Raw genomic sequence first — 18,754 nt, forward strand, 5'->3', positions numbered from 1 at the left:
TGCTGCTTTTCTTTTTGGAGCGGCTCGTCTTTTAGTAGCTGCTTTCTTTACGACAGTCTTTCGAGATGTACGTTTAGAGGCAGCTTTTCTTTTTGTAGCCATTAATAAAATGGCATTTTCATCGTTTTTCTATAGTACGACTAAACAAAATTACACAATTTGATTACTATTTCTAAACGAAATTTTGATCATTATAATTTATTTCTGATCCAAAAATTTCAAAAAATATTTTTTCATCGATCAATATTTTTTTCAAACTGTATTTTCTAAAAAAAAACAGAATTATTTTGTGATCGACGCACATCTTTTGTTCGTTTTTTCACAAAAACTAAAATCATTTTGTTTTTTCATATTCTTTTTTTGAATATTGTATTTTATTCTGATCTATTTTGCAAATGAAATTTAAAAATTACATCCCACGCGCTTTGATTATTGTCAAAACATCTTCATCTTGTACAATGTGGTCTAATCCCACACGTTGTCCGCCAAACTTTACACTTTTCCCCCAAATCATCCCATATCTAAATTGTTTTTTCATATTGCGATGTAATTTGTTACAAATGTCTTCTACTGTGTCTCCCTCTCTTGCAATTAGTGGTTCTTTAAAATCCGTTTCACCACCTTTTGGCCTCATATAGATTCTAATGAAATTAAGTTTTTCATAGATTTTTTCTTTTAGTAATTCTATGTTGATATCTGAATTTGCAGAAACTTCGATTACTTCTGATTTTATTTTTGTTTTTAGATCTTCTAAAAATTCTCTATCTACTAAATCTATTTTATTTAATATTGTAAGTGATTTTGAATAACTTATGTTTCCAGCAATATGATCTGCTAGCTGCTCAGATGTAATGTCCTCTCTGACTACTACTCTTGCACTAACTATTCCGTAAATGTGTAAAATATCTTTTAGATGTTGTTCTGAAATTTTTGTTAATTTTACCTGTTGTGCAATTGCAATGCCTCCCATAGGGGACTTTTCGACAGTGATGTTTGGAGGCAGTCTGTTTAACCTAATTCCTATATTTCCAAGCTCATTGACTAACACGTCTTCGTGAAATGGTTGAAAAACATCAAGAACAAGTAAGACCAAATCTGCAGATCTTGCAACAGACAAAATTCTTTTTCCTAAACCTTTGCCACTTGATGCTCCTTTGATAATTCCTGGCAAATCAAGAACTTGAATTTTAGCTCCTCTATAATCCATCATTCCAGGTACAACTGTTAATGTTGTAAATTGATAAGCACCAACTGCAGATTTTGCATCGGTTAATTTGTTTAACAGTGTTGATTTTCCAACACTTGGCAATCCAATAAACACAACTGTGGCATCTCCCGAACGCCTTACATCGAATCCATCTGTCTTTACGCCACTTTTTTGAATCTCTCTATCTTCTTGCTCTCGTTTTAATTTTGCAATTTTTGCTTTTAGCAAACCAATGTGGTGGTTTGTAGCTTTATTGATCTGAGTCTTTGCCATCTCATCTTGAATGGCTTTAATTTTTTCAGGAATTCCCAAATCTATTCATCCCTTTTACGATTCTTTTCAAATAAAATCCTATGATTTTTCTTAATGTTCATTATTCTTGTGATTGGAATTGTTTGAAAATTATTTGATTCTTTGACAAACTCCTTCAATGATGTTTCTCTCAATTTTTCAAAATCTCGATAGGTTACTTGGTATGACTCTACATCATCTGCAAATATTGCTTTGCTAAATATCTCTTCTATGCTTCCTTTTTTTGTCATATCTTGATTTACTTTCTGTTTATCCGTACTCTATTAGGTTGTTTTTTATTGATGTTTTATGCAATTACGTCGGTATTTATCGTAGTTTATCCAAAATAAGTGACTTGGTTACCTGTGACAAATGTTATCATGAACATCATGACCAGTGTATGGGAAAAGCTGGGATGTTTGAATGTGATTGTAAATGTAATTTGAAAAATTAATTTTAGATATTCTTTCGTTTAAATAACAAAGCGTTCTAAGTATTATATGCCTCAACTACAGATCACTGCTGAAACGATGACTAGAATTAAGACAATTACGGGAATTAGCCATGTCCGCGATGGCGATTTTATGGTAAATGAATTGATCGATATTTTAGAGCAAAAAATTCGTGAAAGAAGATAATTCCAGAATTTAAAAAAGTGAAAAATTAAAGTATTTGAAAATTTACTTCATTATTCTTTATAATGTACTAGTAGTGAATCTGCCATTACTGGATGAATTGATACAATGTTTTCTCCTTTTTGAGCTAGAAATTCATTAACTACGTCTTGGAGAAATACTCCATGGGATAATTTTTTTGCATCAAAATATTTGATTTTGTGAATCATTGTTAATTTTTGCATTAAGATGCTATTAACTATTCAAATTTCATTTTAGAAATTAACAATAAATAACAAGAAAATACATCTAATTCATGTTAGCAGTTATAATCATCACCCTTATGATTTCTGTTCCTATTGCTATTGCGGGATACTTGACATACCGATTAGTCATATTTGATTATTGGTGCAATAGATCTGTCAATACAACTTTACAAAAATATGATATTAAAAAAACTCAATTTCAGATAATAAAAGAATACTATGAAAATAAAAGAGAGCATATGTCTGAAAAGGAAATATCACAACTTGCTAAACGATACAGGCAAAAAGAACCAGAACAATTTCTTGCAATGTATGATTCTATTAGAGATAAATCAAAAACCGAATAAATTGTCTATCTAGTTGGTATTTGAATAAATGGTGTTCCACCCTCGCCTACAACTAATGGTAGTTTTCCATCCCAAGCTTGTACTTTAAGCCATTCTAAATAATTTGGATTTTGAGCTAATGCATCATTGATTATTCTGATTGCCTCTGCCTCACCTGATGCTTCTGCTACATTTGCCGCAGCAATGCCTTTCGCTTGTTGCTCTTGCTGTCTTGCTTCAACTTCAATCCTTCTAAGATCGTTTTCTGCTTTGAGTGCTTTTTGTTCAGCCTCGACTTTGGATTCTATAGCTTGTGAGAATAACGGAGAGAATTGAAAATCAGTAATGGAAATGGCATCTGTGCTAATATTATATGGTGTTAAACGTGCAGTGATTTCTGTTTCTATGTCTGCTTTAACAAGTGGTCGTTTTGTGATCAATTCCTCGGCATTATATTTTGCAGTGATCTGCTTTACGACTTCTTCTACTGCTGGCTGAATGATTCTACTTTCATAATCCAATCCTACTTCTTTATACAAAACATGTACTGAATTTGGAGATGCTCTGTAATTGACTGTCACTTCAGTAGATACTGTTTGAAGGTCTCTTGAAGCGCCAGATGTTGCTTTGACAAATTTGAGTGTCCTAACTTCCATGTTTATCACTTTGTCTTGGAATGGTACTACAAAATGCAATCCTTCCTCCAATGGTGGAACAGTTGTGTCTACAGCACTCCAGTGTAGTAAAACTCCTCTGTTTCCAGCTTCTACTATTTGCACTGCTGCTGCAGCTAATGCCGCAATTATGATAAACCCGATAATTCCAAGAATCAGTAATTTAGCTTTTCCAAAATTAACATCCATTTTTGGTTGCTGATATTTTGACAATATCTTATGTTATTTTGACTATACATATACCCTGTTAATTATTAATCATGGATTTATTTTTTAATAAATTATCTATTTTGAATTATTCAAATTAATTTAATTGTAAAAGACAATAATCAAATATGATGCAATATCTGATTTAGTATGGCTGAGAGTGGATACATGTGGATTTATTTGATATTTTTGTTGATTCCATTGTCTAGAGTACTTCCGCGAATAATAAGAAAATACAGAAAGAATAATCCTCCTGCTAATGTCTCTCCTGATAAAAGTGTTTAAACTCTCAAATAATAATACCATTGAATCATCGGATACATTTGATGTGCCCTCAACTGGATCCCCTCCTAAATCAATTGACATGCTAGTGTTAGGCGAACTCAGTCATGGAACAAAAAATTTTGATGCACTTCAGAAAAAACTAGGTGTTGATAATGAAAAATTAAACTCTGTTTTAGAAGATCTGGAAAATAAAAAATTTATGAAGGTTGTACAAAAACAGGGGTTATTTGGTCCTAAAATAGAGTTGCATCCTACTGAAGAAGGACTCAAAAAATATTTTTCTTAAAATCTAGGCGAAAACTACACGTAGCAAATATTATTCGGTTCTAAAAACCCATTATGTGAAGCAAAAAACATTTGCAGTAGACATCGATGGTACTATTACCGAAAATGGGGCTGGTCGAATTAATCTTGATGCGTTATCTGCATTAAGACATCTGACAAATATTGGTCACAATGTAATCTTTGTAACTGGACGATCTTCTGTTGAGGCTTATCTCTTATCTGTATTTGGAGGTACTACAAAAATCGCTGTAGGTGAAAACGGTGGGTGCATTACCTTGAATACTAATGAGCATGTCTTACTTGGCGATTTACAGCAATGTCAGAGTGCCTTCCAAATCATTAAAAACGAAATAGATAATGTTGTTGAAAAACCTGTTTTTCCTAGAATGACTGAGGTTGTATTGGAAAGAACATTTGATCTTGATTTGGCAAAAAACCTGTTGCACGAAAAGAATCTCGATGTTTTGCTATCTGATAGCCAATATGCTTTTCACATAAACTCCCCTGGAATAGACAAGGGAACTGGGTTTCAAGAAATAATGAGGCGCATGTCCATATCCAGTGATGATGTGATAGCGATTGGGGATAGTGCAACTGACATCCCACTGTTTAAAGTAGCAAAAACTAGCATTGCACTTGGTAATTCTTCTGAATTTGTAAAATCACATGCAACAATAACAACATCTGCAAAATCTGGCGATGGAGTTATAGAAGCACTAGATAAATTAGCACCTAAATTATCTGAGGTATAACCATGTCATTCAAATCATTATTAGATGAAATTGAAAATAACATTCACAAAATATTAGATGAAATGTCTATATCTGGAATTTTGTTTTCTGTAGAGCCTTCAAAACCTGGATTCGGTGATGCAAGCTCTAATGTTTCATTTTTGCTTGCAAAGCAGTTAAAAAAAAATCCAAAAGAGATTGCAAATATGTTGGCTTCAAAATTTGAAACTTCACAAAACATTCTTGTCTTAAGAGTTGAATCACATCATTCTGGATATCTGAATTTTTTTGCAAATTGGGAAAAGTTAAACCAATTAATTTTATCTGAATCTGATTTAGACGAGTTTGGCTCAGTTGATTTGGGGAAAAACTCATCAATAGTAGTGGAACATACGAGTGTCAACCCTAACAAGGCTCTACACATAGGCCATATACGAAATATCATAATTGGCGATACCATTGCCAGAATTTTAAAAAAATCAAACTACAAAGTTAACGTGCTAAACTATGTCGATGATTCTGGATTACAAGTTGCAGACATCATTGTAGGTTTCACATACTTTGGTTTTGAACAAGAACCTCCTGCAGGGAAGAAATTTGATCACTATTGTGGTGATGATGTTTATGTTAAAACAACCGAAAAATATGAACATGATTCTAGTTTGGAGGAGATTCGAAAAAATGTTCTCAAAGAGTTAGAAGATGGAGATTCTCAAACCGCTAAATTTGCAGACAAAATCACACGCCGTGTTTTGGAGAATCAACTGGAAACTTGCTGGAATTTGGGTGTTTATTATGACTGTCTTAATTTTGAATCACAGATAATCCGTTCAGGACTATGGAGTAAAATCTTTGAAAAACTCAAAGAAATGTCACTAATAGAGTTTGAATCCGAAGGGAAAAATGCAAACTGCTGGGTAATTCGCGGAGAAAATAATGAGGAAGACAAGGTTATCGTTAGAAGTAATGGAACTGCAACATACATTGCAAAAGACATTCCATATGCTGCATGGAAACTAGGATTACTTGAGGATCCTTTCAATTATCAAAAATATGAAAAGATACAACCCGATAATCGCATCCTTTGGCAAACAACTTTGGCAGATAGTAATGAGCAAAGACAACATTTTACTGCAGACAAAGTAATCACTGTAATTGATTCAAGGCAAGCAAGACTACAAAAAATCATTACAACATTGATGTCTAAATTCAAATCTGCTCCTGACGCATATGTTCATCTTGGATATGAGTCTGTAACTCTAAGTGCTGATACTGCACAAACACTTGGATTGGAAACTGATGGCAAACAAGCCCAAATGTCTGGAAGGAAAGGTCTCTACGTCAATGCCGATTCTGTATATGATATTTTAAAAAATAAAACAATTGAAGAAACAAAGAAAAGACATTCTGAGATGAATGATTCTGAAATTCAAAAAATTGCTCATATTGTATCAGTCGGTACACTGCGCTATGAGATGATTAAACAAGACTTGGATAAGATTATCACATTTGATCTGGTAAAATCACTTAGTTTGGAAGGTGATACAGCATCTTACATACAATACACACATGCAAGAGCATCAAGAATAATTGAAAAATCTGGTCGTTCTCCTTCAATAGATGTTGACTTTTCTTTGTTAACTGATGATTCGGAATTGGGACTGGTCAGAACCATTGGATTATTTGAACTCGTTGTATTAAACGCAGCTCAAAATCTATCCCCCAAAGTAATTGCAAGATATTGCCATGACTTGGCTGTATCTTTTAACTCGTTTTATGAACATGTTAAGGTTATTGATTTAGGTGATCAGAAATTAGAAAATTCAAGATTGTGTCTTGTAAATTCTTTTAAGATGACTCTTGAAAAATCACTTGGATTACTTGGAATTGAAGCACCTGATAAAATGTGATTTTCTAAAATTAATAAAAAAATGATTTAGTGGCTATGCCCACAGCCACAGGAATCATGACCTCCATGTCCTTCTGATGCTTGTCCTGCACATCTGGAACATTTGTCTGCACCTGTTGGTGAGAAAAATCCTATCCCACATGATACACATTTCATATTTGTCATACTGTAACTGGAAAATTCCTGTATTTATTGAATACGAATTAGATTTTTGTCATATGATTGCTTTTTTGTTCGATTCACACAAACTATTATTCTTATTTTCAACAATCAATCTAATTTATGGTAACTACCATCTTAATTGTAAATAAAATTAGAGAGCAAAATGATGAACAAGTAACTCATCATGAAAAAACAACAAACTCATAAACCAGTATTATAGTTGATTGTTTTTCTTATTTTTAATTATAGATAAAAAGACAAATCTTAAGGTAGATTATTCTATTAATTGTCTACCGCAGATTTGACATTTTGGATGAAGCACTTTCATTGCATAGTCTTGATTGGCATTTACTTCTATGCAATTTTTACCGCCATCTTTGCACAAATGACAATATGAATTTACCATAGACTAGATATGTTAATTTAGATAATATCGGTCTGGGTGTAACAGATAAACAAACATGGATGGTTTCTTTATTCTCCGATTTTTCTTCATGTTATGGCTTTTTCTAACAATTTGTTGTGGATAATATTCTATTACTATACCAGTAGATTCTTATCTAAAAATTTTTAAAAAAATATAATGACAAAGATTAAGCAGAATTCACCCGTACTGTTTTACTTTAACCAATCAAAGAAATGGTTGGTTAAAATTTCAAAAAAAGATTCACTTCATACTCATATAGGTGTCATCAAACATGCTGATGCTATAGGAAAAGAATATGGTTCTAGGCTAGTTACTAACAAAGACAAGTATGTCTATCTAATAGAACCAACCATGTATGACTATGTCATGAAACTTCAACATGGCACACAAATTGTCTATCCTAAAGACATCGGTTACATTATAGCCCGTGCCGGAATTGGGAGCGGTCAGAAAATTCTAGAAATCGGCACTGGAAGTGGCTCTCTTACATCATTTGTTGCAAGTGTTGTAAAACCACGTGGTCATGTCTATACTTTTGATGTAGATGATAATTTTATGAAGATAGCTGAAAAAAATATCAAAAAAGCTGGCATGTCAAAATATGTGACTCAACAAAAATTAGACATAAAAATTGCAAAAAAAATGCCAATAGAAGAAGCTGATGTTGCTTTAATTGATCTTGGTGATCCATGGACTGTATTACCTCAAGTCAGAAAGATGCTCAAAGGAAGTGGCTCAGTCTTTGCAATTTGTCCTACTATGAATCAACTAGAAAAATTAACAATTGCACTAGTTGAAAATGAGTTTACTGACATTGAATCAACTGAACACATAATTCGAACAATTGAAGCTCGTGAAGGAAAAACTAGACATTCTTTTCAGGGAATTGGTCATACAACATACTTGTGTTATGCAAGAAAGGCATTTTTTGGTAGAGGTTCTAGGAAAAAATCTGATGTTTTACCTGAAGAAACTCAATCTGATGTTGAATCTGAAGAATCCACATAAGTTCAACATATCGAATTGAAACAAGATTTATTCCACTTGCTTTTAGTATACTTGTATTGGTTAGAAAATTACTTACTGCAACTCTAGTTAAAAAATTCATTCCTGCACGAAAAGCAACATCTCGCAAAGGTGATAATGGAACCGTGCTGGTTATCGGGGGAAGCTACATCTATCATGGAGCTCCTATCTTATCTTCAATTGCTGCACTTCGATGTGGAGTTGATTTGGTGTATACATCAGTCCCAAAAGTCAATGTTACTCCAACTCGAGCAGTATCTCCAAATCTCATTGTTATTCCACTAGTTGATCAAAAATTAACTCGTGGTGCTGTAAACAAACTTCTTGGAGCATTACCTCATAAGCTAGATTCTGCTACAATTGGAATGGGGCTTGCAGTACAAGAAAGGGGCTCTTTGTTACTTTTGATAAAAACTCTATTGGATAGAGATGTAAGATTATCCTTGGATGCAAGTGCACTTGTTCCAGACGTGTTGCCCTTATTGCCAAACAAAAACGTCGTAGTTACCCCACATGCAGGTGAGTTTAAACGATTATTTGGAACAGCCCCACCAAATTCAAAAAAAGAGCGAATTGCATTGGTTGAAAAAAATGCCAAAGATAATGGAATCACTGTTTTACTAAAAGGCGCAACTGATGTTATTTCAGATGGAACTACTACATATCTTAATGAGAAAAAAACTCCTGGAATGACTGTTGGTGGAACTGGTGATGTGCTTTCTGGTCTGGTTGCTGGAATGCTTTCAAAAAATCGTAATGCTTTGGAGTGTGCAGCGGCTGCAACTTTTATCAACGGAATGGCAGGAAAAGCAACTCAAAAGAAATTTGGATTGCATATGACTTCAATGGATCTCTTGGATGAACTTGCAAATACTATGAAACCATTTGATCGAATAGTGTGAAAAAGATGAATGCTCTCAAACACATCGATACCCACATGGATGATTTAATTTCTGAACTACAAACATTAATTCGACAACCAAGTGTTTCAGCTAAAAATGAAGGCATTGAAGAATGTGCAAAACTAGTAAAAAAAATACTTGAAAAATCTGGAATAAAATCTGAAATTCTACGTATAGGAAATGTGGCACCAATAGTTTATGGTGAAATAAAATCAAAGAAAAACCCAAACAAAACTCTGATGTTTTATAACCACTATGATGTTCAACCTGCAGAACCGTTTGATTTGTGGGATGATCCTCCATTCAGTGGTAAAATAAAGGGAAACAAAATTTTTGGAAGAGGTTCATCTGATGATAAGGGTGAATTAATTACAAGAATTAAGGCAGTTGAGGCCTCTCTAAAAACAACAGGTGATGTTCCATGCAATATTAAATTTGTAATTGAGGGTGAGGAAGAAACAGGTAGTGCTCACATTGATCAATATCTAAAAAAATACAAAAAGAAATTTGCATGCGATGGTGTGATTTGGGAATTTGGATATGTCGATTCACAAAATCGACCAATCATTGGTTTAGGAATGAAAGGCTTACTGTACGTGGAATTATCTGTAAAAGAATCAATCCGTGATGCACACTCTAGCTTGGCAGTATTGATTAAAAACCCTGCTTGGAGATTACTTGAAGCAGTTCAAACACTGCGAGATTCACATGGAAGAATTCTCATCAAAGACTGGTACAAGGAAGTAATACCTCTTTCAAAAACTGATTTGAAAATAATTTCACAGGAGCCATTTGATGAACAATCATTCAAAAAAGAATTTGGAATCAAGTCTTTTGTAGGTGACATGCATGGACTTGATGCGAAAAAAGCACTAGTTGGTGGTGCTACTTGCAACATCGCAGGACTGCTTTCAGGTTATACGGGAAATGGTGCAAAAACTGTACTTCCTGGAGAAGCTCTAGTCAAGATTGATTTTAGATTGGTTCCAAAAATGGACCCTAAAAAACAGACGCTTCGATTAAGAAAACATCTAAAATCAAAAGGATTCGAAGATGTATTGATTAAAGTTTTTCATGGCGAAGCAGCTGCTAGAACAAACCCTTCTGAGCCATTTGTATCTCAAGTCAAAGAGGCAGCTGATCAATCATTTGGAAAATCCATTCTAAATGTTTCAAATGCTGGCACCGGTCCAATGCATTCTTTTGTTAAATTCTTAAATGCTCCCTGTATATCAGTTGGAAGCACTTACATGTTTGCACGTATCCATTCTCCAAATGAATTTGCAAGAATTGATTTACTAAAAAAGACTACAAAATGTATTTACCTTATCATGGAAAAATTTGGAAAAGACTAGTGTAGACATCTAGGTAATTTTTTAACAATATGTGCAATAGATATTCTTCCTGGACCTGCCGTAATTATCATTAACACACCTGCAAGAATTAACAGGTCTATTGCATATCCGCCATTACCCGTAAGATTTGATGCTCCTTTGACTACAAATATTGCTCCAAGCATAATTATTGCAAGTAGTGACGCTGAGATTCTACTCAACACTCCGACAATTAATAAAATTCCTCCGATTACTTCTGCTAATGCAATTGGTATTTGCATCTCTACTGGAATTCCCATATTTCCTAGCATATTTGCAAATCCTGAATTGAATTTTCCAGAACCTTGTACGATGAATATTACTCCTATTGCAGCTCTGATGCCCCAATTTGTAATGTCATTTAATTTAGTCTGATGGATGCTGGATTCAGTCATTATGAAGATCTATTTTTTACAGTATAAATTATTTTATCAGATTTCTCGCGTAAAAAAGGAGAAAGCCCTTTATTATGCTCTGAAATGATTTCAATTATGTCTATGTACATGCCAGGAGCAACGGCTGTAGGAATTACTTTTCAAGATGGAATTGTTCTTGCAAGTGAGAAAAGGATCGCATTTGGAAATTTTCTAGTAAGCAAGACTACAAAAAAGACTTTTCCAATAACTCCCAAAGTCGGAGCAACATGTGCTGGCCTTGTCGCTGATATGCAAATCTTAACTTTACAAATTGCAGCCCTTGCAAAAATTAGAAAAATGGAACTAAAACGTGATGTCCCACCAAATACTATAGCAAAAATGATGTCAAATATGATGTATGAAAGAAGATATTTCCCATTATTGACTCAGGTAATTGTTGGTGGTATTATTGACAAGCCAATTCTCTTCACACTTGATCCATTAGGTTCAGTATTGCCTGATGAATATGCTGCAGTAGGAACTGGCGCTGAAATGGCATTAGGTGTTTTAGATCCTCAATTCAAACCAAACATGACTCAGGAAGAAGCAATAGATTTGGCAAAAAGAGCAGTTCGCTCTGCAGCATTAAGAGACTCTGCAAGTGGTGATGGTCTTGATGTCCTTGTCATTACAAAAGACGGTATCAAAGAATACACTGAAAAAATCTAAATCGTAATTCCATCTTTTAATAAATTATTAGTCGATTATTTCTTACGTTCTAACTGTGGATGGTCTTTCCAATTTCCCAAAACTTGTCTGAAATATAATGCATATTTTTTACCACTTCCCCTTTTTCAATACTATCTAACTCTGAACTTGAAATAATTGATTTTCCAACCGCTAAAACTTTGTGTTGTGATTCTTCAATAATACACACTATCTTTTCTTTTTCAAATTCACTATGTCCTTTAATTCCAGGTCTCATTACATTTGCACCTTTACACATGAATTTCACTGCTCCCATATCCACAGTTACATGAGGAAATTTCTCTAATAGCTGTGTTTCTGACAAAAATGGAAGATACTCTTCTCCAACCTTTAAAATTTTTAATCCTGGTCCTATGATTATTTGTGCATCATCTGTAATTTCATGTACCATGAGGTTTTTTGTTTTTGGAAACTCCATTCCCCATTTTTCTGAAACTGTCTTTAATAGTTCAGCCGTTTCGCTTTTTGAAATTAAATTGGATTTCAACTTTTAACTATCTCTTGTCTGATGTCAAGCAAATCTCTGAGTATGGAGCTCGCAGTTTCCATTCCGCCTGCCCCTTTTCCAATTATTGTTTGAGTTCCAGAATGTTCTGAAGTAAATGCAATTGCATTTAATGTTCCATTGACACATAATGGATCATCTACTGAGACCTCTTTTGGTTCTACAATGAGTTCTTTGTTACATGATGCAATCAATTTAATGGCACAATTGTTTTTTGTCGCTTTTTTTATGTCATCAGTTGTTACGTTGCGTATACCTTTACAATTAATGTCAGGCATTGTTACCTTCATATCCATTACCCAATTTGCCAAAATTACTAGTTTAGCTGCAGCATCCAATCCGTCCAAGTCAAGTGATTCATCTGCCTCAACATACCCCTTGTCCTTTGCATCTTTTAATGCCGTCTCAAATGTCAGTCCTTTTGCCATATTTGTTAAAATGTAATTGGTTGTACCGTTTAGGATTCCTGAAAATGATGTAATCCTCTCACCTCTCAGGCTATTTTTTGCATAATCTAGAATTGGTGTTCCTCCACCTACTGTTCCACTGAATTTGAAGATTACTTGGTTGTAAGTTGCCAACTCCATCAATGAAGGAAAAGCCAACGCCAGCGGTCCTTTATTGACTGATATCACATGCATTCTTTTTTTCATTGCAGATATTATGTGAGTCATTCCAGGCTCTGCATCTTTATAGTTGCTAGCTGTAGTTTCAATTAATACATCAGCTTCTAGATTTTTGATCATGTCTACTCCTGACATGTTGTTTTTTGTATTTGCATAATTTTTCACGGTTCCAAATTTTTTCTTTACTTCGATGAGTTTGTCTAATTCTAGACCTGCTTTGTCAACAGCACTTCCTTTACTGTCAAAGACTCCGATCACTCGTGGTTTTAATCCGTACTTTGCATAAAGATCCTCTGATCTTGAATTAAATAATTTAACCAAACTTTGACCGACAACACCAAATCCACAAAGTATTATTCTCAAATTTTTTCTATCCTTTTTGATTTATTTTTGTGATTCATTTCTTTGATTTTCTTATCAATGATTGTGTTTTATTAATAATTTTTAGATTCTCTTGAAAATAATTTCTCTGCTCAAAAGTAACTGATGTTTCAATCATATTATTCATCATTTTTATCAAGTTCAAGTGAAACTGAGTTGATACAGTATCTTAGGTTGGTAGGTTTTGGCCCATCATCAAACACATGTCCTAAATGTGCCCCACACTTCTTACAGTTTACTTCGGTACGTATCATTCCGTAAGAATCATCTGTAATGTATTCTATTTTTTCATCTGCAAGTGGTTTCCAAAAACTTGGCCATCCCGAACCTGAATCATACTTTGTATCTGATTTGAATAATTCCTCTCCACAACAACTGCATTTGTAAGTGCCTGTCTCTTTAGTATTGTAATATTTTCCAGAAAATGGTGGCTCTGTACCCTTGTTAATGCATACCTCGTATTGGTCTGGTGTCAACACCTCTTTCCATTCCTTGGTTGATTTTACAATTTTTTCTGTCATGTTTTCCCTTGTTTTCTGATTGTATTAGAATATTTTCTATTTTTTAAGGTTCTTTCTTTTTTCCTCTGTTCTTTTTTCTGATTCAAATCTCTCTAGATCATATTCTTTTAAATCCACAAACCTCATTATTTTACTCAAGTTTGGATGGACTTTGTCTATCTCTTTGAACATTTGTTGTGCAACTCTTCTATAATCAATATGTCCTTGTGGTACTGTTCGTAATTCAATCAAGTGACATGCCTCTCGAAGATTAAATTTCATAAAATAAGGATAGTTGTATGCAAAGTTAACGACATACTGAGCTTGCTCTGGATGTTTGTTTCTTATTTTATCAAATGTTTGTTTTGTATTCTTCATGCATTCTTGGTACTCTTTTTCAATACCTAAAACTTTGATCTCATTTGGAGTATTATGCCCATGATCTGTTGTTAGTAATTGCCTTTCTAATGTAAGTGCTCTATGTCGATGAAAATCTCTGAACATTCCAAAATTATTTAGTAAATCAAATGTATAGTAAACATTCTCAAATGCTCTTGATGGTCTATGACGTCTGTTCTTACGTAAGATTGTAAATGAATTGATTGTTTTTATTTTTTCATCTTTAGATAATTTTTTTACTTGTTGCATTATGTTGTGATATGACGTACTTGGAGATTGCTCATAGATTATACTTGTAATTATTTTATCTATTGCACTTTTTTCAGGTTCATAATCTACCAGTCTTGTGGTTGTACCTGTAATCAATTCCGGTTTGATTTTCTTTGCAATCTTCTTTGATGTTATCTTGACCTGTTTTAGATATTCTTGGAATGACTTTCCATACTTGTCATCGGCTCTTCGAACAAAAGCTTTGATTGTAGTGTCTAGTTCTTTTTTGATTTTTGAGGCTAAATCTCGTTCTTCATCAAGTTCTGATGCACCTAAAATAGTTAGTAGATACTCAAATGCTCGTCCGTTACCTGTAACTCCGACATTGGTTAGCGTTGATGCAGGTAATAGTCCTCGGAGAATGTCTAGTGCTTTTGCTTTTGTTGAACCATTGTAAATCATATTTGCTGATTTTATGTCGTTTTCTTCTTTTAGTTTGGAAAATGATTTTTCTTTTCCATCTTTGGAGTCTTTAAAAGTATATTTTTCAATTGGGTATTTTTCTCTGACATATTTTATCATAGGTTCTATGTTTTTTGAATATACATCAAATGAGAAATTACATGCATCAACATACAAATCACTAAACTTTGATTTCATCAAGACCGGGTCTTTGTAGAATCTATACTCTCCATCAGTTTTTTTATTCCAAGCTACATATCTTGATGATTTTTCTAAATACGATAACCCTATCCTTCTATCTTCAATTTTTTTAACTGCTATATTTGATAACCCTTCAATTGCAATTTGGGCCTCTCCTAACTCTGCAACTGAATCATCACCATATTCTAAGAGGACTCGATTGTAAAATTCTTCCCCTCTGCTCTCATTTTGTAAAAATTCATCTAAAAATATTCGTCGCATACTCTTATCTGTCCTACTATATCTTGACATCAAAGCTCCTCGGTCGACTTGCCTTGGTGTAGTTATTGCAAAGACATTGCCATCTGCATTTGAAAAATGGTCTACTAGAATTTTTTTTTCACTATCTGAAAATTCTGACAATATGCTTGTCATGTTTTCCAATTATTAATAGTCTATTTCTTTTTTCCAATCTGTATTAGATCGGGGGATTGAGTTTTTTCCATTCCTTTGGTTTGCCATCTTAGCAAAACTTCTTTGAATGCATTTGCATCTGCTTCATTTTCTGTATACATTAATGCCGTGACCCATCTACCCTTCCCTGCTTTTCCACCTACAGAATTCATCCAAAAATTACTTGGTAGTGTTTCCATAACTTTGTTATTTGGCTCGTTTGAAATATCTACCCACCTTTTTGCAACAAAATTCAAAATATATTGTAATTCTTCTTTTTTAATCATATTGCATCTTATTTATTGCTAAATTTTAAAATTTCTAAATCCTACTTTGTTCAAGATTGGAGTATTGAAATTACTCACGCCTGATATTTTTTGGAATAAAGTGTTCATAATTTGGTAGTTTTTGATATTGGATGTACTTAGGGTACAGTTGTACAGAAAACACATACAACAATTCTAATAGACTTTTTAAAGAATTTCTACTATGAGACTTGATTCCTGCCGTAACTGCGGAGAGCAGCTAAACACCATAAAACTTTGTAAAGTTTGTGCACAGCCTACCCGATTAAAGTGTGATTCCTGCCTCAAATTTGTCGATGATCCGATACATTCTTCATGTGAAAATAATTACATTACTTGCTAACGATAAACTATTTTTATAAAATTGAAACTTAAGACCAACAACGATTTGTTGTCTGGTGAGAGTTTCAATTATGTGTATTTTGATAAAATAGTATTTAGATCCTACTAATAATTTCTACGCGAGTCTTTTATTCTAAATTAATAATCCTATCTTAATAGATGGTTTGGGGTTTTCTCGACCATTACCTCATGCCGTCTATTTACAAATTCTTAGAATACTTTATGAACATCTGCCCGTCTATCTACAAAATATGAAGTATGTTGTAATTTTTTTAATTCTACTTGCAACTGTTAGTGTGTCTTTTGCCGAGCCTCAGGATATGGTATCTGAAGAACCGATTATGATTAAGTTACATCAAACAATATCCTTTGGAGCCCTCACTGTATCCTTTTCTGAAATTGATGATTCTAGATGTCCTGTTGATGTTACCTGTGTATGGGAAGGTCGTGCTTCTGTAACGTTTAATGTTTATGATAAAATACAAAACCAGACATTAACTCTCACAACTAATGAAATTCAATCACAAAATGTTGGTTCTTATAAAATTACTTTGATCGATGTCTTACCATATCCTGTTAGTACAACTAACATCTCAAAAGATTATGTCGCTACAATCATAATTTCAAAAAATAAAAATGATTTGATCATGTCCCCGCTAAAACAATTCAAAAATGGTACTCCTGGTAAACTGATTGAATGCAATCCTGGACTCTCTCTGATTATCAAAAATTATCATGGTTCTCCAGCTTGTGTAAAACCTGAGACAAAAATCAAGTTAATTGAGAGAAATTGGACAACAAATGCATTCTGAATTTTTGAATTTTAGATATTTTTAGTATTAGATAATTAGAAGATTGGTTTATAATCACCGCTTCGTCGAAGTTAATCGATTTGCCGATAGAATCTGGAGTGATTACATTAGAACTTTGGATTCTTTTCTTTGCTATTTTGGGAATCACAATTGCAATTGATCTTGGTTTAATTCACAAACTTAAAAGAAAACTGAGAAAATCTAGCCAGCCCGAAACCGAACATATCATGTCAAGTAAGGAGGCCCTTGGTTGGACACTTACTTGGATTTCACTTGCAGGTGTCTTTGCTGGTGTGATTTACTTTGCATTAGGTAACGAAAAGATGATAGAATTTGTCACTGGCTACGCCCTTGAAAAATCCCTCAGTGTAGATAACATGTTTGTGTTTTTGCTCGTCTTTACTACTTTGGGTATCCCTCACAAGTATCAACATAGGGTTCTCTCACTTGGAATCCTCAGTGCAATTGCAATGAGAATAGCTTTGATTCTTGTTGGCGCATCCTTGTTGGAGAATTTCCATTGGATGATCTATGTGTTTGGGGGATTACTCTGGTTTACCTCAATTCGAATGATAATGCAAAAAGAAGAAAAGAAAATTGAGCTAGAAAAAAACATTGCAGTTCGAATTTTAAAAAAATTCATGCCTGTTAATCTAAGTTTAGTTGGAAATAGCTTCGTTATACGAATCAACGGAGTATTGCATGCAACTCCTCTTCTCGTTGGACTTGCAATAATTGAATTGACTGATTTAGTTTTTGCAATGGATTCTATTCCTGCAGTTTTGGCAATTACAAGAGACCCATTTATTGTGATTACCTCAAACGTTTTTGCCATCTTGGGATTGAGGGCACTATACTTTTTGATTGGTGGAATGTTGGAGCGATTCCATTATCTCAAGCCTGGTTTAATTGTATTACTGCTCTTTATTGGAACAAAAATGATCATCTCTGAATTTTATCACATTCCAACTATTACCTCGTTGGTGATTGTGTTTGTAATTTTAGCTACTGTTATTGTGGCGTCATTATTAAAAAAACCAAAGAATAAAGAATAATCAAATCATTTGCTTCTAAACGCCAAGATAAATCCCATTCCGCCACATACTACACCTAATGCCAGAATTGAGATAAATCCTCCAATTGGTTCAATAAAGGATTCCATGATTGCTGGATATTTTGGACCTAGTTTTCCTTCGGTAAATATCGTAGTTAATCCTGTACCAGCTAATCCTGCATATGCCATTATGATCATTGCACCGGCTCCTCCAATATTCATTCCAACTAAATGAATACCTGCAAGAATGTTCGATGCTTTGGAGAATTTCTTTTTCAATGTTATTTCAAGATGACTGTAAAATAATGCAGAGACTGCAACTGCAAGAACTACGATCAAATAAAATATAATTCCAAGAAAGAACCATTTTGCAGTTCCTTCAAAAGATAGTGATAGATATTGAATTATGTTTACTTGTGTGTATGACAACTGCATGGCGACAATAGCTATCGACATTACAGTGATTACCCCGCCTTGAAGAATAGCTGCAATGATGAACCTGTTTGCCCATTTACTTCCAACTTCTTCCATACTTACATTTTAAATTCCATGTCTATCCTAAGTACATTTTAAATTCTAACTGTCATCTAAATTGTTAATTTTTCATAACCTCTCTTATTGATTTTTGATCTCTGGATTTGTTTTTGATACTAAAAAATTAAATTAAAAAACTAAGCGATCTATGGATGTTTTTTAATCTACTCTCTGATCTGCAT

At 33.7% G+C, this 18,754-nt stretch carries 23 protein-coding genes; 11 read left to right on the forward strand and 12 right to left on the reverse strand.

The window, feature by feature from the left end; translation table 11 throughout:
• Nucleotides 1-409: 409 nt before the first annotated feature.
• Together BG20_RS03105 and BG20_RS03110 are read right to left on the reverse strand one after the other, a co-directional pair.
• The gene (locus BG20_RS03105) at nt 410-1,519 is read right to left on the reverse strand and encodes an OBG GTPase family GTP-binding protein (protein WP_010190809.1); all 1,110 of its coding nucleotides are present in this window, start codon (nt 1,517-1,519) and stop codon (nt 410-412) included.
• A gap of 2 nt (nt 1,520-1,521) precedes the next feature.
• Complete coding sequence (locus BG20_RS03110; RefSeq protein ID WP_010190810.1) at nt 1,522-1,749, reverse strand: hypothetical protein; 228 nt, start codon at nt 1,747-1,749, stop codon at nt 1,522-1,524.
• Nucleotides 1,750-1,998: 249 nt separating this feature from the next.
• On the opposite strand from BG20_RS03110, the gene BG20_RS12360 reads away from it, so the two are divergent.
• The gene (locus BG20_RS12360) at nt 1,999-2,136 is read left to right on the forward strand and encodes a hypothetical protein (protein WP_157999271.1); all 138 of its coding nucleotides are present in this window, start codon (nt 1,999-2,001) and stop codon (nt 2,134-2,136) included.
• Between the two features lie 50 nt (nt 2,137-2,186).
• Here BG20_RS12360 and BG20_RS12630 read toward each other — a convergent pair whose 3' ends face one another.
• The gene (locus BG20_RS12630) at nt 2,187-2,357 is read right to left on the reverse strand and encodes a hypothetical protein (RefSeq protein ID WP_193353012.1); all 171 of its coding nucleotides are present in this window, start codon (nt 2,355-2,357) and stop codon (nt 2,187-2,189) included.
• A 71-nt stretch (nt 2,358-2,428) separates the two neighbouring features.
• Between BG20_RS12630 and BG20_RS03115 the strand changes: the two genes are divergently transcribed.
• The gene (locus tag BG20_RS03115; RefSeq protein ID WP_010190811.1) at nt 2,429-2,725 is read left to right on the forward strand and encodes a hypothetical protein; all 297 of its coding nucleotides are present in this window, start codon (nt 2,429-2,431) and stop codon (nt 2,723-2,725) included.
• A 5-nt stretch (nt 2,726-2,730) separates the two neighbouring features.
• On the opposite strand, the gene BG20_RS03120 is transcribed toward BG20_RS03115, so the two are convergent.
• On the reverse strand, nt 2,731-3,591 hold the full coding sequence (locus BG20_RS03120; protein ID WP_010190812.1) for a prohibitin family protein: 861 nt from the start codon (nt 3,589-3,591) through the stop codon (nt 2,731-2,733).
• Nucleotides 3,592-3,844: 253 nt separating this feature from the next.
• Between BG20_RS03120 and BG20_RS03125 the strand changes: the two genes are divergently transcribed.
• Genes BG20_RS03125 through BG20_RS03135 form a run of 3 tightly spaced genes read left to right on the forward strand, consistent with a single transcriptional unit; the run spans nt 3,845 to nt 6,796 of the window.
• Nucleotides 3,845-4,156, forward strand: coding sequence for a hypothetical protein (locus BG20_RS03125; RefSeq protein WP_133936199.1), 312 nt, complete (start codon nt 3,845-3,847; stop codon nt 4,154-4,156).
• A 55-nt stretch (nt 4,157-4,211) separates the two neighbouring features.
• The gene (locus BG20_RS03130; RefSeq protein WP_010190817.1) at nt 4,212-4,907 is read left to right on the forward strand and encodes a phosphoglycolate phosphatase; all 696 of its coding nucleotides are present in this window, start codon (nt 4,212-4,214) and stop codon (nt 4,905-4,907) included.
• A 2-nt stretch (nt 4,908-4,909) separates the two neighbouring features.
• Nucleotides 4,910-6,796: an arginine--tRNA ligase gene (locus BG20_RS03135; RefSeq protein ID WP_010190819.1), complete on the forward strand. Its 1,887-nt coding sequence runs from the start codon at nt 4,910-4,912 to the stop codon at nt 6,794-6,796.
• 26 nt (nt 6,797-6,822) lie between these two features.
• Here the strand turns inward: BG20_RS03135 and BG20_RS12635 are convergent, their stop codons facing one another.
• On the reverse strand, nt 6,823-6,960 hold the full coding sequence (locus BG20_RS12635) for a hypothetical protein (protein ID WP_193353013.1): 138 nt from the start codon (nt 6,958-6,960) through the stop codon (nt 6,823-6,825).
• Between the two features lie 580 nt (nt 6,961-7,540).
• On the opposite strand from BG20_RS12635, the gene BG20_RS03140 reads away from it, so the two are divergent.
• Genes BG20_RS03140 through BG20_RS03150 form a run of 3 tightly spaced genes read left to right on the forward strand, consistent with a single transcriptional unit; the run spans nt 7,541 to nt 10,667 of the window.
• The gene (locus BG20_RS03140) at nt 7,541-8,392 is read left to right on the forward strand and encodes a tRNA (adenine-N1)-methyltransferase (protein ID WP_048097020.1); all 852 of its coding nucleotides are present in this window, start codon (nt 7,541-7,543) and stop codon (nt 8,390-8,392) included.
• 56 nt (nt 8,393-8,448) lie between these two features.
• The gene (locus tag BG20_RS03145) at nt 8,449-9,312 is read left to right on the forward strand and encodes an NAD(P)H-hydrate dehydratase (protein WP_010190823.1); all 864 of its coding nucleotides are present in this window, start codon (nt 8,449-8,451) and stop codon (nt 9,310-9,312) included.
• A gap of 5 nt (nt 9,313-9,317) precedes the next feature.
• Nucleotides 9,318-10,667 (forward strand): M20/M25/M40 family metallo-hydrolase, encoded by a 1,350-nt coding sequence (locus BG20_RS03150; protein WP_010190824.1) that lies wholly within the window; start codon nt 9,318-9,320, stop codon nt 10,665-10,667.
• Here BG20_RS03150 and BG20_RS03155 read toward each other — a convergent pair.
• On the reverse strand, nt 10,664-11,080 hold the full coding sequence (locus BG20_RS03155) for a DoxX family protein (protein ID WP_010190825.1): 417 nt from the start codon (nt 11,078-11,080) through the stop codon (nt 10,664-10,666). The genes BG20_RS03150 and BG20_RS03155 overlap by 4 nt on opposite strands.
• 96 nt (nt 11,081-11,176) lie before the next feature.
• Here BG20_RS03155 and BG20_RS03160 point away from each other — a divergent pair, with 96 nt between their 5' ends.
• Nucleotides 11,177-11,770: an Ntn hydrolase family protein gene (locus tag BG20_RS03160; protein ID WP_238527468.1), complete on the forward strand. Its 594-nt coding sequence runs from the start codon at nt 11,177-11,179 to the stop codon at nt 11,768-11,770.
• Nucleotides 11,771-11,819: 49 nt separating this feature from the next.
• On the opposite strand, the gene BG20_RS03165 is transcribed toward BG20_RS03160, so the two are convergent.
• From BG20_RS03165 to BG20_RS03185, 5 genes are all read right to left on the reverse strand, one after another.
• Nucleotides 11,820-12,296: a PUA domain-containing protein gene (locus tag BG20_RS03165; protein ID WP_010190827.1), complete on the reverse strand. Its 477-nt coding sequence runs from the start codon at nt 12,294-12,296 to the stop codon at nt 11,820-11,822.
• Nucleotides 12,293-13,303: a homoserine dehydrogenase gene (locus BG20_RS03170; RefSeq protein WP_010190829.1), complete on the reverse strand. Its 1,011-nt coding sequence runs from the start codon at nt 13,301-13,303 to the stop codon at nt 12,293-12,295. The genes BG20_RS03165 and BG20_RS03170 overlap by 4 nt, the downstream gene beginning before the upstream one ends.
• Nucleotides 13,304-13,440: 137 nt before the next feature.
• Entirely contained in the window at nt 13,441-13,842 is a 402-nt protein-coding gene (gene msrB, locus BG20_RS03175) for a peptide-methionine (R)-S-oxide reductase MsrB (protein WP_010190831.1), read from the reverse strand.
• A gap of 36 nt (nt 13,843-13,878) precedes the next feature.
• Nucleotides 13,879-15,507 (reverse strand): FAD-dependent thymidylate synthase, encoded by a 1,629-nt coding sequence (locus BG20_RS03180; RefSeq protein WP_193353014.1) that lies wholly within the window; start codon nt 15,505-15,507, stop codon nt 13,879-13,881.
• Between the two features lie 20 nt (nt 15,508-15,527).
• Complete coding sequence (locus tag BG20_RS03185) at nt 15,528-15,812, reverse strand: hypothetical protein (protein ID WP_010190834.1); 285 nt, start codon at nt 15,810-15,812, stop codon at nt 15,528-15,530.
• A 611-nt stretch (nt 15,813-16,423) separates the two neighbouring features.
• Between BG20_RS03185 and BG20_RS03190 the strand changes: the two genes are divergently transcribed.
• Nucleotides 16,424-16,984 (forward strand): hypothetical protein, encoded by a 561-nt coding sequence (locus BG20_RS03190; protein WP_010190835.1) that lies wholly within the window; start codon nt 16,424-16,426, stop codon nt 16,982-16,984.
• An 80-nt stretch (nt 16,985-17,064) separates the two neighbouring features.
• Nucleotides 17,065-18,039 (forward strand): TerC/Alx family metal homeostasis membrane protein, encoded by a 975-nt coding sequence (locus BG20_RS03195; protein WP_048097021.1) that lies wholly within the window; start codon nt 17,065-17,067, stop codon nt 18,037-18,039.
• A gap of 5 nt (nt 18,040-18,044) precedes the next feature.
• Here the strand turns inward: BG20_RS03195 and BG20_RS03200 are convergent, their stop codons facing one another.
• Nucleotides 18,045-18,569: a hypothetical protein gene (locus BG20_RS03200; RefSeq protein WP_010190841.1), complete on the reverse strand. Its 525-nt coding sequence runs from the start codon at nt 18,567-18,569 to the stop codon at nt 18,045-18,047.
• Nucleotides 18,570-18,754: the final 185 nt, after the last annotated feature.

Source organism: Candidatus Nitrosarchaeum limnium BG20 (genome assembly GCF_000241145.1).
Taxonomy (GTDB): Archaea; Thermoproteota; Nitrososphaeria; order Nitrososphaerales; family Nitrosopumilaceae; genus Nitrosarchaeum; species Nitrosarchaeum limnae.

Coding starts and splice junctions, on each gene's coding strand:
- BG20_RS03110 (WP_010190810.1), bottom strand. CDS start 1,749: ATGACAAAAAAAGGAAGCATAGAAGAGATATTTAGCAAAGCAATATTT.
- BG20_RS12360 (WP_157999271.1), top strand. CDS start 1,999: ATGCCTCAACTACAGATCACTGCTGAAACGATGACTAGAATTAAGACA.
- BG20_RS12630 (WP_193353012.1), bottom strand. CDS start 2,357: ATGCAAAAATTAACAATGATTCACAAAATCAAATATTTTGATGCAAAA.
- BG20_RS03115 (WP_010190811.1), top strand. CDS start 2,429: ATGTTAGCAGTTATAATCATCACCCTTATGATTTCTGTTCCTATTGCT.
- BG20_RS03125 (WP_133936199.1), top strand. CDS start 3,845: ATGTCTCTCCTGATAAAAGTGTTTAAACTCTCAAATAATAATACCATT.
- BG20_RS03135 (WP_010190819.1), top strand. CDS start 4,910: ATGTCATTCAAATCATTATTAGATGAAATTGAAAATAACATTCACAAA.
- BG20_RS12635 (WP_193353013.1), bottom strand. CDS start 6,960: ATGACAAATATGAAATGTGTATCATGTGGGATAGGATTTTTCTCACCA.
- BG20_RS03140 (WP_048097020.1), top strand. CDS start 7,541: ATGACAAAGATTAAGCAGAATTCACCCGTACTGTTTTACTTTAACCAA.
- BG20_RS03150 (WP_010190824.1), top strand. CDS start 9,318: ATGAATGCTCTCAAACACATCGATACCCACATGGATGATTTAATTTCT.
- BG20_RS03155 (WP_010190825.1), bottom strand. CDS start 11,080: ATGACTGAATCCAGCATCCATCAGACTAAATTAAATGACATTACAAAT.
- BG20_RS03160 (WP_238527468.1), top strand. CDS start 11,177: ATGTCTATGTACATGCCAGGAGCAACGGCTGTAGGAATTACTTTTCAA.
- msrB (WP_010190831.1), bottom strand. CDS start 13,842: ATGACAGAAAAAATTGTAAAATCAACCAAGGAATGGAAAGAGGTGTTG.
- BG20_RS03180 (WP_193353014.1), bottom strand. CDS start 15,507: ATGACAAGCATATTGTCAGAATTTTCAGATAGTGAAAAAAAAATTCTA.
- BG20_RS03185 (WP_010190834.1), bottom strand. CDS start 15,812: ATGATTAAAAAAGAAGAATTACAATATATTTTGAATTTTGTTGCAAAA.
- BG20_RS03190 (WP_010190835.1), top strand. CDS start 16,424: ATGAAGTATGTTGTAATTTTTTTAATTCTACTTGCAACTGTTAGTGTG.
- BG20_RS03200 (WP_010190841.1), bottom strand. CDS start 18,569: ATGGAAGAAGTTGGAAGTAAATGGGCAAACAGGTTCATCATTGCAGCT.